This window comes from Testudinibacter aquarius (genome assembly GCF_004342725.1).
Classification (GTDB): domain Bacteria; phylum Pseudomonadota; class Gammaproteobacteria; order Enterobacterales; family Pasteurellaceae; genus Chelonobacter; species Chelonobacter aquarius.
This window is the reverse complement of the sequence record NZ_SMCP01000009.1, coordinates 75,450-89,025: the sequence shown is the minus strand read 5'-3', so window position 1 is coordinate 89,025 and position 13,576 is coordinate 75,450. Positions and strand designations below refer to the sequence as shown.

The 13,576-nt window shown below is 44.0% G+C and carries 14 protein-coding genes and 1 tRNA gene; 8 read left to right on the top strand and 7 right to left on the bottom strand.

Features of this window, described 5'->3' with window-relative positions:
* Positions 1-32 precede the first annotated feature (32 nt).
* The 4 genes from ftsZ (at position 33) to arcB (ending at position 5,740) form a co-directional block, all read left to right on the top strand.
* Positions 33-1,253, top strand: a complete 1,221-nt coding sequence (gene ftsZ, locus EDC16_RS09800) for a cell division protein FtsZ (RefSeq protein WP_132967678.1) — start codon at positions 33-35, stop codon at positions 1,251-1,253.
* 60 nt (positions 1,254-1,313) lie between these two features.
* Positions 1,314-2,231, top strand: a complete 918-nt coding sequence (gene lpxC, locus EDC16_RS09795) for a UDP-3-O-acyl-N-acetylglucosamine deacetylase (RefSeq protein WP_132967677.1) — start codon at positions 1,314-1,316, stop codon at positions 2,229-2,231.
* Positions 2,232-2,376: 145 nt separating this feature from the next.
* Positions 2,377-3,237: a phosphoribosylaminoimidazolesuccinocarboxamide synthase gene (locus EDC16_RS09790; protein ID WP_132967676.1), complete on the top strand. Its 861-nt coding sequence runs from the start codon at positions 2,377-2,379 to the stop codon at positions 3,235-3,237.
* Between the two features lie 127 nt (positions 3,238-3,364).
* A complete protein-coding gene (gene arcB / locus EDC16_RS09785; RefSeq protein WP_132967675.1) occupies positions 3,365-5,740 on the top strand; it encodes an aerobic respiration two-component sensor histidine kinase ArcB in 2,376 nt (791 codons plus the stop codon).
* Positions 5,741-5,834: 94 nt separating this feature from the next.
* Here arcB and EDC16_RS09780 read toward each other — a convergent pair whose 3' ends face one another.
* Positions 5,835-7,151, bottom strand: coding sequence for an anaerobic C4-dicarboxylate transporter (locus tag EDC16_RS09780; protein ID WP_132967674.1), 1,317 nt, complete (start codon positions 7,149-7,151; stop codon positions 5,835-5,837).
* Between the two features lie 311 nt (positions 7,152-7,462).
* Between EDC16_RS09780 and EDC16_RS09775 the strand changes: the two genes are divergently transcribed.
* Positions 7,463-7,897: a DUF29 domain-containing protein gene (locus tag EDC16_RS09775; protein ID WP_132967673.1), complete on the top strand. Its 435-nt coding sequence runs from the start codon at positions 7,463-7,465 to the stop codon at positions 7,895-7,897.
* 10 nt (positions 7,898-7,907) lie between these two features.
* Here the strand turns inward: EDC16_RS09775 and EDC16_RS09770 are convergent.
* From EDC16_RS09770 to lptC, 6 genes are all read right to left on the bottom strand, one after another.
* Positions 7,908-7,984 (bottom strand) — tRNA-Arg (locus EDC16_RS09770).
* Positions 7,985-7,993: 9 nt separating this feature from the next.
* Positions 7,994-8,851 (bottom strand): RNase adapter RapZ, encoded by an 858-nt coding sequence (gene rapZ, locus EDC16_RS09765; RefSeq protein ID WP_132967672.1) that lies wholly within the window; start codon positions 8,849-8,851, stop codon positions 7,994-7,996.
* 43 nt (positions 8,852-8,894) lie between these two features.
* Positions 8,895-9,383: a PTS IIA-like nitrogen regulatory protein PtsN gene (gene ptsN, locus EDC16_RS09760; RefSeq protein WP_132967671.1), complete on the bottom strand. Its 489-nt coding sequence runs from the start codon at positions 9,381-9,383 to the stop codon at positions 8,895-8,897.
* 33 nt (positions 9,384-9,416) lie between these two features.
* Entirely contained in the window at positions 9,417-10,142 is a 726-nt protein-coding gene (lptB, locus tag EDC16_RS09755; protein ID WP_132967670.1) for an LPS export ABC transporter ATP-binding protein, read from the bottom strand.
* Positions 10,143-10,156: 14 nt separating this feature from the next.
* Positions 10,157-10,666 carry a lipopolysaccharide transport periplasmic protein LptA gene (gene lptA / locus EDC16_RS09750; protein ID WP_132967669.1) on the bottom strand — a complete coding sequence of 170 codons (510 nt, stop codon included), beginning with the start codon at positions 10,664-10,666 and terminating at the stop codon, positions 10,157-10,159.
* On the bottom strand, positions 10,647-11,243 hold the full coding sequence (lptC, locus tag EDC16_RS09745; RefSeq protein WP_132967668.1) for an LPS export ABC transporter periplasmic protein LptC: 597 nt from the start codon (positions 11,241-11,243) through the stop codon (positions 10,647-10,649). The genes lptA and lptC overlap by 20 nt, the downstream gene beginning before the upstream one ends.
* A gap of 204 nt (positions 11,244-11,447) precedes the next feature.
* Here lptC and EDC16_RS09740 point away from each other — a divergent pair, with 204 nt between their 5' ends.
* From EDC16_RS09740 to mlaD, 3 genes are read left to right on the top strand one after another with little or no spacing between them, the layout of a single operon-like run.
* On the top strand, positions 11,448-12,242 hold the full coding sequence (locus EDC16_RS09740) for an ATP-binding cassette domain-containing protein (protein WP_132967667.1): 795 nt from the start codon (positions 11,448-11,450) through the stop codon (positions 12,240-12,242).
* On the top strand, positions 12,239-13,024 hold the full coding sequence (mlaE, locus tag EDC16_RS09735) for a lipid asymmetry maintenance ABC transporter permease subunit MlaE (protein ID WP_132967666.1): 786 nt from the start codon (positions 12,239-12,241) through the stop codon (positions 13,022-13,024). The genes EDC16_RS09740 and mlaE overlap by 4 nt, the downstream gene beginning before the upstream one ends.
* 48 nt (positions 13,025-13,072) lie before the next feature.
* The gene (mlaD, locus tag EDC16_RS09730; RefSeq protein WP_132967665.1) at positions 13,073-13,576 is read left to right on the top strand and encodes an outer membrane lipid asymmetry maintenance protein MlaD; all 504 of its coding nucleotides are present in this window, start codon (positions 13,073-13,075) and stop codon (positions 13,574-13,576) included.

The following is a 13,576-nucleotide window of genomic DNA, read 5'->3' as shown; positions in this document are numbered from 1 at the left end:
GCAAAATAAAACAAACATAACGGGGAGAATATATGTTTGAGCCTATCGAGTTTGACGACATTACCGATGCGGTGATTAAAGTCGTCGGTGTTGGCGGCGGCGGCGGAAACGCAGTTAATCAAATGGTGCAAGAAGAGATTCACGGGGTTGAATTTTTTTCAATCAATACTGATGCTCAGGCATTGCGTAAGAGTTTGGTGAAGCAAACGGTACAGATCGGTGGCAACACCACGAAAGGTTTGGGTGCAGGTGCTAATCCGAATGTCGGTCGTCAAGCGGCTGAAGATGATAAAGATGCGATTCGCAATATTTTGGAAGGCGCGGATATGGTGTTTATCGCCGCCGGAATGGGGGGCGGTACAGGTACCGGTGCGGCGCCTGTTGTGGCACAAATTGCCAAAGAATTAGGTATTTTAACCGTTGCCGTGGTGACTAAACCGTTTGGTTTTGAGGGTAAAAAACGGATGCAGTTGGCAGAAATCGGTATTCGTGAGTTATCCAAATTTGTTGACTCTTTAATTGTTATTCCAAATGAAAAATTGTTGAAGGTGCTGGGCAAAAATATCTCCCTAGTTAATGCTTTTGCCACCGCCAACGAAATTTTGCGCAATGCCGTACGCGGAATCTCTGATATGATTACTTCTCCGGGCTTAATCAACGTTGACTTTGCCGATGTGCGTACCGTGATGCAAGAGATGGGGCATGCAATGATGGGTACCGGTATTGCAAGCGGTGAGGTTGGTGATGGTCGTGCAGACAAAGCCGCACAAGATGCTGTTGCCAGTCCATTGTTAGAAGATATCGACCTGTCTGGTGCTCGTGGCGTGTTGGTGAACATCACTGCCGGTATGGATTTAGGTTTGGAAGAGTTCCAAACTGTCGGCGACACTATTCGTGCTTTTGCTTCGGAAGAGGCGACCGTGGTTATTGGTACCAGCTTGGTGCCGGAAATGAGCGAAGAGATTCGCGTGACAATTGTGGCAACCGGTATTGGCAATAAAGAAGAGAATGAATTGAGAGTGATTACACCAAAAGCCAATAATAGTAGTTCGCAAGCGAGCGTGAATCCGGTTCAATCCGGTTTTGCGACTTCACAGTCGAACTTAAATCCACAATCACAGTCTAATCAAGGGTATGGCAGCAGCAGTTACGGCAGTAAAACCGCCGTGGGTGCAGAAACTGCTAAACCAAAAGAGTTTGATGAGAATAACTTATTTGATATTCCATCGTTTTTGCGTAACCAAGCCGACTAGCTTTTAACAAATTTAAAAGTGCGGTTTGTTGTACCCGGATAAGGGTACTAAAGAGAGTTTATGATTAAACAAAGAACATTAAAACAAAGTGTCAAAGTCACGGGTATCGGCTTGCACAGCGGTAAAAAAGTGACGTTGACCATGCGTCCGGCAGAAGTGAATACCGGCGTGATCTATTGTCGTACCGACTTGAATCCACCGGTCAGCTTTGTTGCAAAAGCCGATGCGATTCGTGACACGATGTTGTGTACTTGTTTGGTGAACGATGACGGTGTGCGTGTTTCAACGGTCGAGCATATCAACTCGGCGCTGGCGGCATTGGGAATTGACAACATTATTATTGAAGTCGATGCGCCGGAAATTCCGATTATGGACGGCAGTGCGGCACCGTTTATCTACTTGTTGCTGGATACCGGTATTGAAGAGCAGGCTGCAGCCAAGAAATTTATCCGCATCAAAAAATCAGTGCGGGTCGAAGATGGCGATAAATGGGCTGAATTCAAACCTTATCATGGTTTTCATTTGGATTTCACTATTGATTTTAAACATCCGGCAATTGATAACAATGTCACTAACTATAAATTAGATTTTTCGACCCAAGCGTTTATCCAGCAAATCAGCCGGGCGCGGACATTTGGTTTTATGAAAGATATTGAATATCTGCAAGCCCAAGGTTTAGCGCTAGGCGGTAGTCTAGATAATGCGATCGTGTTGGATGATTACCGGATTTTGAACGAAGATGGGCTGCGCTTTAAAGATGAATTGGTTCGACATAAGTTGTTGGATGCGATTGGCGATCTGTATATGGCGAGCCATAATATCATCGGTGCTTTCAAAGCCTATAAATCGGGGCACGGGCTTAACAATAAATTGCTGAGAGCGGTGTTGGCTGACCAAACCGCATGGGAATTTGTCACCTTTGAACAGGAAGCAAAAGTGCCGCAAGGGTATTTGGTTCCTGCTCAAATTATGATTTAAGCCTTAATGATGTATTAAAAGCCATATTTTTTAGGAAATATGGCTTTTTTTATATTGATGGTTTAAAAAATGCAAAGTGCGGTTTAAAGTGCGTTACAATAAAACGGCTATTCTATTCGGGTGTTAACTTAAACGGGACAAGGCAATGCAACAAATCAGTTTAAATAAAATTTATTCAGGCAAAGTGCGTGATCTTTATGCAATTGATAACGATAGAATGTTGATGGTGGCGACCGATCGCTTATCAGCGTTCGATGTCATTCTGGACGATCCTATCCCCGGCAAAGGGGAAATTCTGACACAAATTTCTAACTTTTGGTTTAAACAGTTGGCAAATATTATGCCGAATCATTTTACCGGAGAAACGGTTTATGATGTGTTACCAAAAGCGGAAGCTGACTTAATTAAAGACCGTGCAGTGGTTTGCAAACGGCTGACCCCAATCAAAATTGAGTCGATTGTGCGTGGCTATTTAACCGGTAGCGGCTTAAAAGATTACCGCCAAACTGGCACCATTTGTGGTTTGGTATTACCTCCGGGCTTGCAGGAAGCCAGCAAGTTACCAGAACCGATTTTCACCCCATCAAGCAAAGCTGAGGTGGGCGATCACGATATCAATATCAGTTATCAAGAGTGCGAACAACTCATCGGTGTGGATTTGGCGGCAGAAGTAAAACAAAAAGCGATTACTCTATATCAACAGGCGGCAGAATATGCGCTGAGTAAAGGCATTATTATCTGTGATACCAAATTTGAATTTGGCTTGGATAAAGAGGGTGTTTTGACTTTGATGGACGAAGTGCTGACGCCGGATTCCAGTCGCTTTTGGGCGGTAGAAAACTATCAAGAAGGCACTAATCCGCCGTCATTTGATAAACAATTTATTCGTGATTGGCTGGAGCAAAGTGGGTGGAATAAACAAGCACCGGCGCCGAGCGTTCCAGCAGAGATTATTCAAAAAACGGTGGATAAATATCAAGAAGCGTTGACTTTATTAACGCGGTGAGCTAATTAGCTGTGCGGAATACCTGCCTGCTCAAATATCGTTGTCAACAATCTTTAATCCCTTATTTAAGGGATTTATTTTATCTTGATATCGCTTCTATTGTTGAGGAAAAACTTAATCAAATATCATGAAAAATGTTAAAACCTACCTACAGAATTATATTGATTGGATTATCCGGATTGGCAAGATTCGGTTTTCTTTGCTGGGATTATTGATTTTAGGGGTATATGCCCTGATTATTCAGGCCGGCAGCACCCTGTTGTTTACTGGTGATTTAAAGTGGGGCGACATCTGGCGTTCGGTTATCTTTGGCTTATGCTCGGCACCGTTTGTGATTTATTTTTTTTCTGTAGTGATCGAAAAACTGGAATTAGCGCGGCAAGGATCAGAAAAAACCTTAGCGCAGTTGAAAACACTGCGTATGCAAGATTACCAACTTAACCAAGAAATGAATAAAAAAAACCTGTTGCTGAGCCGTGAAATTGATGAAAGGGCAAAGGCGGAGCAGGAGCTGACTTCGGCGTTGTTACATCTTGAACAAGAAGTACGAGAACGGCGGCGGATTCAATTGGAATTGGAACAAAGTGCCCATTTATTACGTTCATTTTTTGATGCGTCACCGGATCTAGTGTTCTATCGTGGCGAAGATCACCGTTTTCTTGGCGCGAATAAAGCGGTGGAAAAATTGACCGGTAAAAAATCAGAAGAGCTGAAATTATTGACCCCTTTTGATGTATATAGCGAACGTTCGGCTAAAAAAGCAATTGAATCCGATATACAGGTGAGCAAAGAAAAAAAAGGGCTCAGTTATGAACAATGGTTATATTATCCGGATGGGCGAGCTGCCTGTTTTGAAATTTTGAAAGTTCCGTATTACGATAAAGTCAGTAAGCAAAATATTATCATCGGTTTTGGGCGCGATATTACTGAGCGCACCAGCTATCAAGAGATGATTGAGAAAAGCAGTCGCGATAAAACCAATATGATGACAACCATCAGTCATGAACTGAAAACCCCACTTAATGGTATCATCGGTTTGAGCCGTATTCTCTTGGATGGCAATTTGGATGAACAACAACGCAATTACCTGCAAACGATTAAAGTCAGTGCGGTATCACTCGGGCATATTTTTAATGATTTGGTTGATTTAGAGAAAATTGAAACCCATCGCATAGAACTGTTTAATAAAGCTTGTGATTTTAATAATTTATTGAATGACATTAACAATATTGCCTCGGTGATGGCAGCACAGAAAAATCTTAAATTTGAGATGTTGCTCAAAAATAGATTACCGGACTGGATTCAGGTTGACCCGATTCGATTAAATCAAGTGCTGTGGAATTTGATTAGTAATGCGGTCAAATTTACCCCGAAAGGTTGGGTCAGATTGACGGTGGCAAAGTCCGGACAGGATCGGCTGGTGTTTCAAATCAGTGACAGCGGCATTGGCATTCCGCAAGCCGAATTGAATAATATTTTCACGATGTATTATCAGGTGAAATCGAAGGACAATATGCGGGCGCTGGGTAGTGGCATTGGTTTGTCGGTATCCAAAAAAATTGCCTCGTTGATGCACGGTAACTTATCGGTCGAAAGTGAGGAGAATATCGGTACAACATTTACGCTCGACATTGCCGCACCGGAAATTGAAAAAGCAGTGGATATCAGCATGGCGCCGAGCATCGGTGCGTTGAATATTTTATTAGTAGAAGATATTGAAGTGAATATCATCGTTGCCAAATCGATTCTGGAAAAATTGGGCTATCATGTTGATATTGCGATGACTGGCGCAGAAGCGCTGAAAAAATTCTATCAAAATCAATATGATTTATTATTACTAGACATCCAATTGCCGGATATGTCCGGTTTTGATATTGCGATGACACTGCGTCAGCAGTACGAAAATGATGAAATTGATTATTTACCGCCGCTGGTGGCGCTGACGGCGAATGTGCTGAATAACAAGCGTCACTATTTGCAGCAAGGAATGGACGATGTATTATCAAAACCGCTATCGCTGGAAGCGCTGAATTTAACACTAAAACAGCTGTTTGGCGAGGAGCAACCGCTGGAGTCAGTCAGTATTGGGGAGGATATTGAAGAGGCGTTGCCAGCCGAGGTTAAAACGCAACAGCAAAGTGCGGTGATGGCGTTTGACTATCCGATGTTAGATGAGTTGATCGAGCTGATGGGAAAAGAGAATGTGATGAAAAGTGCGCTATTGTTTGAGCAATTGATGCCTGGTTATATTGAAGAACTGACTCAACACTACCAAGCTTATCAGCAAGACCGCACTTTGAAAACTGCGGTTGCGGAAGATGCACATAAAATCAAAGGCGCTGCCGCTTCATTGGGCATAAACCGTATTCGTGATATTGCCGAGCTGGCACAACATCAGGATTCGCCCCAATGGGAAGAGGAGATTGCCGTTTGGATTGAGGTGATACAAGAAGAGTGGCGTAGTAGTGTGACGGCGTTGAAAAAATGGATTGCAAACCGTTGATTGCCATTGCACAAAAGATACTTGAATAATGAAAAAATAAAAGAGATAGCGCAAAGTGCGGTCTATCTCTTTATTTTTATCTCAACTGTTCAGATTAACCCAAGAAAATACCGGCGAAAATAAAGCCGAAGATCAAACTGAAAATCAAACTGAGTAAGCCCGGAATCATAAAACTATGGTTAAAAATGTATTTACCGATTCGAGTAGTACCCGTGGTATCGAAGTCGATTGAGGCAATAATCGGGCCGTAGTTAGGAATAAAGAAATAACCGTTTACCGCAACGAATGTGGCGATAATCACTGGCGCAGGCAAGCCTAATGAGATCCCTAGCGGTACTAATACTGCGGTTGTCGCACCTTGGCTGTTGACCAACACCGACAACGCAAACAGCGCAAACGCAAAGGTCCACGGAGCAAATTCCACCAAACCGGAAACCATCTCTTTTACTTCGGTCATGTGAGCGCCCATCAAGGTGTCGCCTAACCAAGCAATCCCGAAAATCGCAACGATTGCCCGCATACCGGCATGGAACACCGAGCCTTGCGTGATTTGGTTGCCGTCCGGTTTACAGATCAAAATAATCAAAGCCGCAATGGTCAGCATGATAATTTCAATGGTGTGCGCCATACCCATCGCTTTGCCGTCAAAGTGCGGTCGCAAATCCGGGAATGCGCCCATAACAACAACTAACAAGGCACCAAACAGGAACAAGCCGACTGAACGAACCGCATTTTTGCTGATTGGCATATGCTCAACATCTAAGCTGGTTGCATTTTTTTCAGCATATTCAGGATCTTGTAGTAAGCGTTGATAGTGCGGATCATCTTTCAGCTCTTTGCCCATTTTGTTGACAAACAGACATGCCAGCCCAATCCCTAAAATAGTCGATGGAACGGTGACACTTAGGACATTAGTCAGTGTTATCCCCTGTGGCTCAAGATAGGCGACACAAGCAACTACCGCTGCCGCAATCGGGCTGGCAACAATAGCAAATTGTGAGGCGATAACCGCCATTGAAAGTGGACGTGAAGGGCGTACACCGTTGTAACGACTGACTTCCGCAATCACTGGCAGCACCGAATAGGCAACATGACCGGTTCCCGCTAATACGGTAAAGGTGTAAGTTACTGCCGGGGCAATAAAGGTGATGTATTTTGGATTTTTACGCAAGATACGAGTTGCAATTTGAATCATATAGTTCAAACCACCAGCTGCCTGCATGGCAGCAGCGGCAGACACCACTGCCATAATCATCAACATCACGTCGATCGGCGGGCTGGTTGGTTGTAAATTGAATCCAAATGCTAAAATGGCAAGTCCTAAACCCCCCATAACTCCCAAGCCGATGCCGCCAAGTCGGGCACCAATCAAAATACATAGTAAAACTATAGCAAATTGAAATAGAAACATAACTGCTCCATTACTTTAATTATAAATAAGAAATAATTATTCCCTGTTAAAAAGGGAATCGTTCTGTCATCAGATTCCGATGGTTTACACAATGATAAACCACCAAACTAGATGGCGCGTATTTTATCAGGAGTGTTATAAAAAAGAGAGTGCAATTCTGCTAAAAACCGCTCTAAATCAAATTGCCAGTTAATTTTTGCTAAAAACTAAAAATGGGATCAGCAAGTGATAGATTGGTGTTGGCTAGCTACTTGACCAAAGTCCTACAATAAGGGCATTATATTGGCATAACTACTAGAGGAGAGGTAGATATGAGTAAAGTATACAATGAAGATTTCTATGGCTGGGTGACAGAGCAGACTGAATTACTGAGAGCTGGGGCACTCAATCAATTAGATATCGAAAATCTTATTGAGGAGATGGAAAGCATGGGGAGAAGTGAACTGTCGCAGCTGAATAATCGATTTCGAATATTGATTGCCCATTTGCTCAAATGGGGCTATCAGCCGAGCCATCGCGGAAAAAGTTGGGAATTGACCATCAAAGAACAGCGAAAAGCGATTGAACGTTTGATAAAAAACTCTCCATCATTAAAAAATCCAATGAATAAAGAAGAGTTCTTAGAGTGGGCGTGGGAGTCTGCTATATTTGATGCCGCACGTGAAACGTCAATGTCAGATTCAGATTTTCCAAGTAAGCCAATCTGGACATTAGAAGAGATTCTAAGTTCGGATTTTTTTCCATAACTAAAAAACATGGCGAACGTGGGCGGATTCGAACCGCCGACCTATCCCTTAGGAGGGGATTGCTCTATCCGGCTGAGCTACACATTCGCGGAGAAATCACTGAGATTTATGTTTGCTGAGTGAGGAATGTTGAATCTGAACTTTTTTGCCGCGTCCTAGAAAATACTCCCCTAGCTGTTGAGCGATGTAGACTGAGCGGTGCTTGCCGCCAGTACAACCGATAGCAATCGTCAGGTAGCTGCGGTTGTTTTTTTCCAACAGCGGTAGCCACGTTTCAATATAGTTGCGGGTAGTATAAATAAAATTATGCACATCGTTTTGCCGATTTAAAAAGTCGATCACCGGCTCTTCCAGCCCAGTCATCGGGCGCAGTTGCGGCTCCCAGTGTGGGTTTGGCAAAAAACGTACATCGAACACATAATCGGCATCCAGAGGAATGCCATATTTGAATCCAAATGATTCAAATACGATGTTCAGCTCTTTATTGGATTTACCACGTAGAAATTGGCGCAGTTTTTCCGCCAGCTCATGGGTAGAAATCTGCGTGGTATCCAGAATTAAATCGGCGTGTTGAAACAGCGGCTCCAACATTTCGCGCTCGATCTCTATTGCTGCTTCAAGGGTGATATTTTTTACCGAAAGCGGGTGTAGGCGGCGGCTGTCGCTGTAACGCCGAATCAGAGTACTGGGTTCACAATCTAAGAAAATAGTTTTGACCTTGATATCAGACGGCAGTTGCTGCAATACTTGCTCTAATAGCATCGGCGACTCGGGAATATTACGAATATCCAGACTGATAGCAACGGATTCTTGGTTATTTTTCAGAATATCAATCGACTGGCTGAATAGCGCCAACGGAAGGTTATCAATACAATAATAACCGATGTCTTCCAGTGCACGCAGGGCAACTGATTTGCCGGAGCCAGAGCGTCCGCTGATAATAATAAGTTCCATGTTGCCTAGTCTCCTATAATCCGGGTGATCAGTAATGTTGTGATCAACTGGCGCTGACGGCGACAGATTCATCTTCACTATGCTGATCCAACTTGCAGAAAATGTCCCAGATCTCCTCTTTGCTTTTAGCGGCACGCAGCTGTTTTGCCAATGTTTTATTCGTTAATTTTTTGGCAATTTCCGGCAAACATGGGGCAAACTGTTGACATAAACCGATGGGAATAAACAGCGCCAGTAGCAGATCGACCTCACGATTATCCGGTGCTTTGTAGTCAATAGGTGTGGTGAGTTGTAGAAAAACTGCAATCGGTTTTTCTCCTTGCGACAATTTGGCGCGCGGCAGCGCAATTCCACCACCAAGTGCGGTGCAACCGACTTTTTCCCGTTCGCATAAATGCTCAAAGCAGATTTGGGTATCTTCTTCGGTTTCAGCACCAATGATTTCGCTGAGTATTTCGAGGATACGTTTTTTACTTGATGCCATAACACCATGACGAATATTGTCAGGGCTGAGCAAATGGGTAAATTTCATCTTACAATCTCTCTTGGTTGAGGTTAACCGAGGCTATAGTTTGAATTGATCGCCCAAGTAAACGCGTTTTACATCTTCATTTTGCAAAATATCCTGTGGGCTGCCAGTGGCAATCATGTTGCCGGCACTGACGATATATGCCCGTTCGCAAACATCCAGTGTTTCGCGCACGTTATGATCGGTGATCAACACACCCAAGCCCCGCTCTTTAAGATGTAAAATAATTTTTTTGATGTCAATCACCGAAATTGGGTCAACACCGGCAAAAGGTTCGTCTAACAGAATAAATTTCGGATTGACTGCCAGCGCACGGGCAATTTCGACCCGACGACGTTCGCCACCAGACAATGATTGTCCTGAGTTATTGCGGATATGATCGATATGAAATTCATCGATCAGCTCTTCCGCCCGTTGTTTGCGTTGTTTTTGGGTTAAATCTTTGCGAATTTCCAACACCGCCATTAAATTGTCATAAACACTTAAACGACGGAAAATTGAGGCTTCTTGCGGCAGATAGCCAATGCCTTGTTGTGCGCGGTTATGCATCGGCAATAGGGTAATATCCAAATCGTCGATCTTAATCGATCCGTGGTCGTTTTTGACTAAGCCGACGACCATATAAAAGGTGGTGGTTTTGCCGGCGCCATTCGGGCCGAGCAAGCCGACGATTTCGCCGGAATTGACGGTCAAGCTGACATCATGGACAACTTGGCGTCCCTTATAGGATTTCGCCAGATTTTGTGCCGAAAGAATAGACATAAAAAGTTAACCTATTATTTTTGTTGTAATTGTGACGGATATAAAATCGTTTTCACTCGGCCTTTGCCGCTGTTTTTGGCGATCATTTTTTGCTGTTGCACATCATAGGTGATCACTTCGGCATCAATTTGGCTGTCTAATTGTTTTAATTGGGCATTGCCGGTCAACACTAAATATTGGCTGCCAAGATCGTAATTGACTTTGTTGGCTCGCCCGTTGATCATTTTGCCGTTATCCAGTTGTTGCTGGAAAGTCACAGGACTGCCGTTTGCCTCGATTTTCTCTTTACCACCTCCGCCATTGTTCGGGCGGGTGATGGTCACTTGACGGGCGTTGATCAAAATCGAGCCTTGGGTGATCACCACATTATCGGTAAAGGTTACAATATTATTTTCCAAATCTAATGATTGGTTATCAGACGTTATATTAATAGGTTGCTGGCTGTCATCTTTCAATGCCGAAGCTGAAAAAGAGAGTAACAGCGCGCTGACTAATGTTAGTGATTTAATTATTTTTGTTTTCATTTTGTTGAATCTCATAGTGAGTTTGCACCTGTTCTTTTAACGTTGCGATCTGCTGACGAAGATTCCCGCTCAGGCTTTTGCCGGTGGTGGTAAAACTTTGACCGACCACGCTGACCATTGTATCAGATGTTATATCTTGTGTCGTTAAATTGACGACCGCACTTGAGGTTTGCAAACTGTGAATTTTGCTTTCCGGCAACAAGCTTTGAATTGAAACATTGTCGTTTAAATAGAGTATCTTGTCTTTGCTGATCTTGGCTTGATCCGCACTCAAACGCCAGCTACGCACCAGATTATCGCTATTTTTGGAGGCCTCGAATAAATAAACGACCGGTGCTTTGAACAGTGTATCCCCTTGAGTTTGGAAATATTCCACTTCATCGGCAGTTGCAACATATTGTTTGCGCCCGTCCAGTGAATAAAGGGTGGTTTCCATCTGATTGGCGATATAATCAGGGCTGCCGCTGTTTTGAATACGGGCAGCCAAATCGACGTTATCTTGCTGGTTTAACGAATAATACCAAGCAAGCAACGCCAGTGCGATCACCACTAAAACGATATTCCAACGAGAAGTCATCGGTTTTCCTAGCGTATAGTTTAAAAAGATTAATAATTTTGGATTCTAACATAAATTCTTCTCAGATTGAAAAGCGTCTGAAGATAAAGGTCAACAGACCCTAATCCTAACCAAAAATCGGGGGAATATTTGACATTGTTATTAATTTCATACAAGATTTCGCCTAATTACCGTTAGGTATCCGTGATAAAAGCAAGGCATAAAATGAATAAATATTTGGTTGAAGTGAAGGATCTGGTGTTCAAACGAGGTTCGCGCACAATCTATCAAGGGCTGAATTTAAAAGTCGAAACCGGTAAAATTACCGCGATTATGGGGCCTTCGGGAATCGGTAAGACGACGCTGTTGAAACTGATCGGTGGTCAATTGTTTCCTGATTCCGGCGAAATTTTATTTGACGGCAGCGATATCACTCGCCTGTCGAATGCCAAGTTGTATCAAATTCGTAAAAGAATGGGAATGCTGTTTCAATCCGGCGCACTGTTTACGGATATTTCTACCTTTGATAACGTGGCTTTTCCGCTGCGCGAGCATAGTAATCTGCCGGAAGAGATGATCCGTCAATTAACGCTGATGAAATTAGAAGCGGTCGGATTGCGCGGTGCGGCTGATTTGATGCCGTCCGAACTTTCCGGTGGTATGGCGCGGCGTGTGGCGTTGGCAAGAGCGGTGGCGCTCGATCCGGATTTGGTGATGTATGACGAGCCTTTCACCGGGCAAGATCCTATCAGCATGGGGGTAATCGTGAGTTTGATCAAACGCTTGAATAAAACCCTGCATCTTACCTCCATTGTGGTGTCGCACGATGTGAAAGAGGTGTTGAGCATAGCTGATTATGCTTATATTGTGGCTGATCAAACCGTGATTGCCGAAGGAACCGCAGCGCAATTGCAACAAAGTGCGGATCCGCGCGTGATTCAATTTCTGTCCGGTAACGAAGATGGGCCGGTGCAATTCCATTATCCGGCACAACACTATATTGATGAGTTATTTGTATGATCATTTCCGCTATTTCCAGATTAGGCGCCGGTACTATTGGTTTTTTCAGAACGCTTGGGCGCGCCGGTTTTATGCTTTATGGCGCGTTGGTCGGCGTGCCACAGCCAAAAAAATATTTTCCACTGTTGGTTAAGCAACTGTATGTGCTTGGAGTGCAGTCACTGTTGATTATTTTGCTGTCCGGGCTGTTTATCGGCATGGTGTTAGGCTTGCAAGGCTATGTGGTGTTGGTGGGATTTGCGGCAGAAAGTAGTTTGGGACAATTGGTGGCACTTTCATTGTTGCGTGAATTGGGCCCGGTGGTGACCGCACTTTTATTTGCCGGGCGCGCAGGCTCAGCGTTGACCGCTGAAATTGGCTTGATGAAAGCGACAGAGCAGCTTTCCAGTTTGGAAATGATGGCGGTCGATCCGCTACGGCGAGTGATTTCACCCCGTTTTTGGGCGGGGATTATCTCGATGCCGCTGCTAACGATTATTTTTGTAGCCATCGGCATTTGGGGCGGCTCACTGGTCGGGGTGGACTGGAAAGGGGTTGATGGCGGTAGTTTCTGGTCGGTGATGCAAAATTCGGTCAGTTGGCAAACCGATATTTTAAACGGCATGATCAAAAGTGCGGTTTTTGCGGTTGCAGTGGTGTGGATTGCGCTGTTTAACGGTTACGATGCGCGCCCGACTTCAGAAGGGATCAGCCGTGCTACCACCAAAACCGTGGTGCACGCCTCATTAGCTGTGCTGGCACTGGATTTTGTTTTAACCGCAATGATGTTCGGCGGCAATTAACCGTGCGATACGTCATCGTAAGAGATAAAAGTAATAAAGGAAAAAAGAATGCGTCAAACCATTAAATATGAGTTCTGGGTCGGGTTGTTCCTGCTATTGGCAATCGCCGCACTGGTTTTTTTAGGCTTGAAAGTGGCAAATGTGCAGGGATTTCATCAAAGTAAAAGTTATAATCTGCACGCAACTTTTAATAATATCGGCGGTCTTAAAGTGCGGGCGCCAGTCAAAACCGGCGGTGTAGTAATCGGACGCGTCAATGCAATCAGCTTAGATCCGACCAGTTATTTGCCTAAAGTCAGTTTGAGTATTGATCAGGAATATAACCATATTCCGGAAACCAGCTCGCTGTCGATAAAAACCTCAGGACTTCTAGGGGAGCAATATATCGCGCTGAATATTGGTTTTGATGATGGTGAAATTGCCATGCTGAAAGAGGGAGATACGATTCATGATACGACCTCAGCCATGGTATTAGAAGATTTAATCGGTCAATTCTTGTATGGTGACAAGAAAGACGGTGAAAAAACAGAGAAAACCGATAAAACAGAATAG

Excerpts from the sequence above, each read along its gene's own strand:
- ftsZ (WP_132967678.1), top strand. The coding sequence starts at position 33 with ATGTTTGAGCCTATCGAGTTTGACGACATTACCGATGCGGTGATTAAA.
- lpxC (WP_132967677.1), top strand. The coding sequence starts at position 1,314 with ATGATTAAACAAAGAACATTAAAACAAAGTGTCAAAGTCACGGGTATC.
- EDC16_RS09790 (WP_132967676.1), top strand. The coding sequence starts at position 2,377 with ATGCAACAAATCAGTTTAAATAAAATTTATTCAGGCAAAGTGCGTGAT.
- arcB (WP_132967675.1), top strand. The coding sequence starts at position 3,365 with ATGAAAAATGTTAAAACCTACCTACAGAATTATATTGATTGGATTATC.
- EDC16_RS09780 (WP_132967674.1), bottom strand. The coding sequence starts at position 7,151 with ATGTTTCTATTTCAATTTGCTATAGTTTTACTATGTATTTTGATTGGT.
- EDC16_RS09775 (WP_132967673.1), top strand. The coding sequence starts at position 7,463 with ATGAGTAAAGTATACAATGAAGATTTCTATGGCTGGGTGACAGAGCAG.
- rapZ (WP_132967672.1), bottom strand. The coding sequence starts at position 8,851 with ATGGAACTTATTATTATCAGCGGACGCTCTGGCTCCGGCAAATCAGTT.
- ptsN (WP_132967671.1), bottom strand. The coding sequence starts at position 9,383 with ATGAAATTTACCCATTTGCTCAGCCCTGACAATATTCGTCATGGTGTT.
- lptB (WP_132967670.1), bottom strand. The coding sequence starts at position 10,142 with ATGTCTATTCTTTCGGCACAAAATCTGGCGAAATCCTATAAGGGACGC.
- lptA (WP_132967669.1), bottom strand. The coding sequence starts at position 10,666 with ATGAAAACAAAAATAATTAAATCACTAACATTAGTCAGCGCGCTGTTA.
- lptC (WP_132967668.1), bottom strand. The coding sequence starts at position 11,243 with ATGACTTCTCGTTGGAATATCGTTTTAGTGGTGATCGCACTGGCGTTG.
- EDC16_RS09740 (WP_132967667.1), top strand. The coding sequence starts at position 11,448 with ATGAATAAATATTTGGTTGAAGTGAAGGATCTGGTGTTCAAACGAGGT.
- mlaE (WP_132967666.1), top strand. The coding sequence starts at position 12,239 with ATGATCATTTCCGCTATTTCCAGATTAGGCGCCGGTACTATTGGTTTT.
- mlaD (WP_132967665.1), top strand. The coding sequence starts at position 13,073 with ATGCGTCAAACCATTAAATATGAGTTCTGGGTCGGGTTGTTCCTGCTA.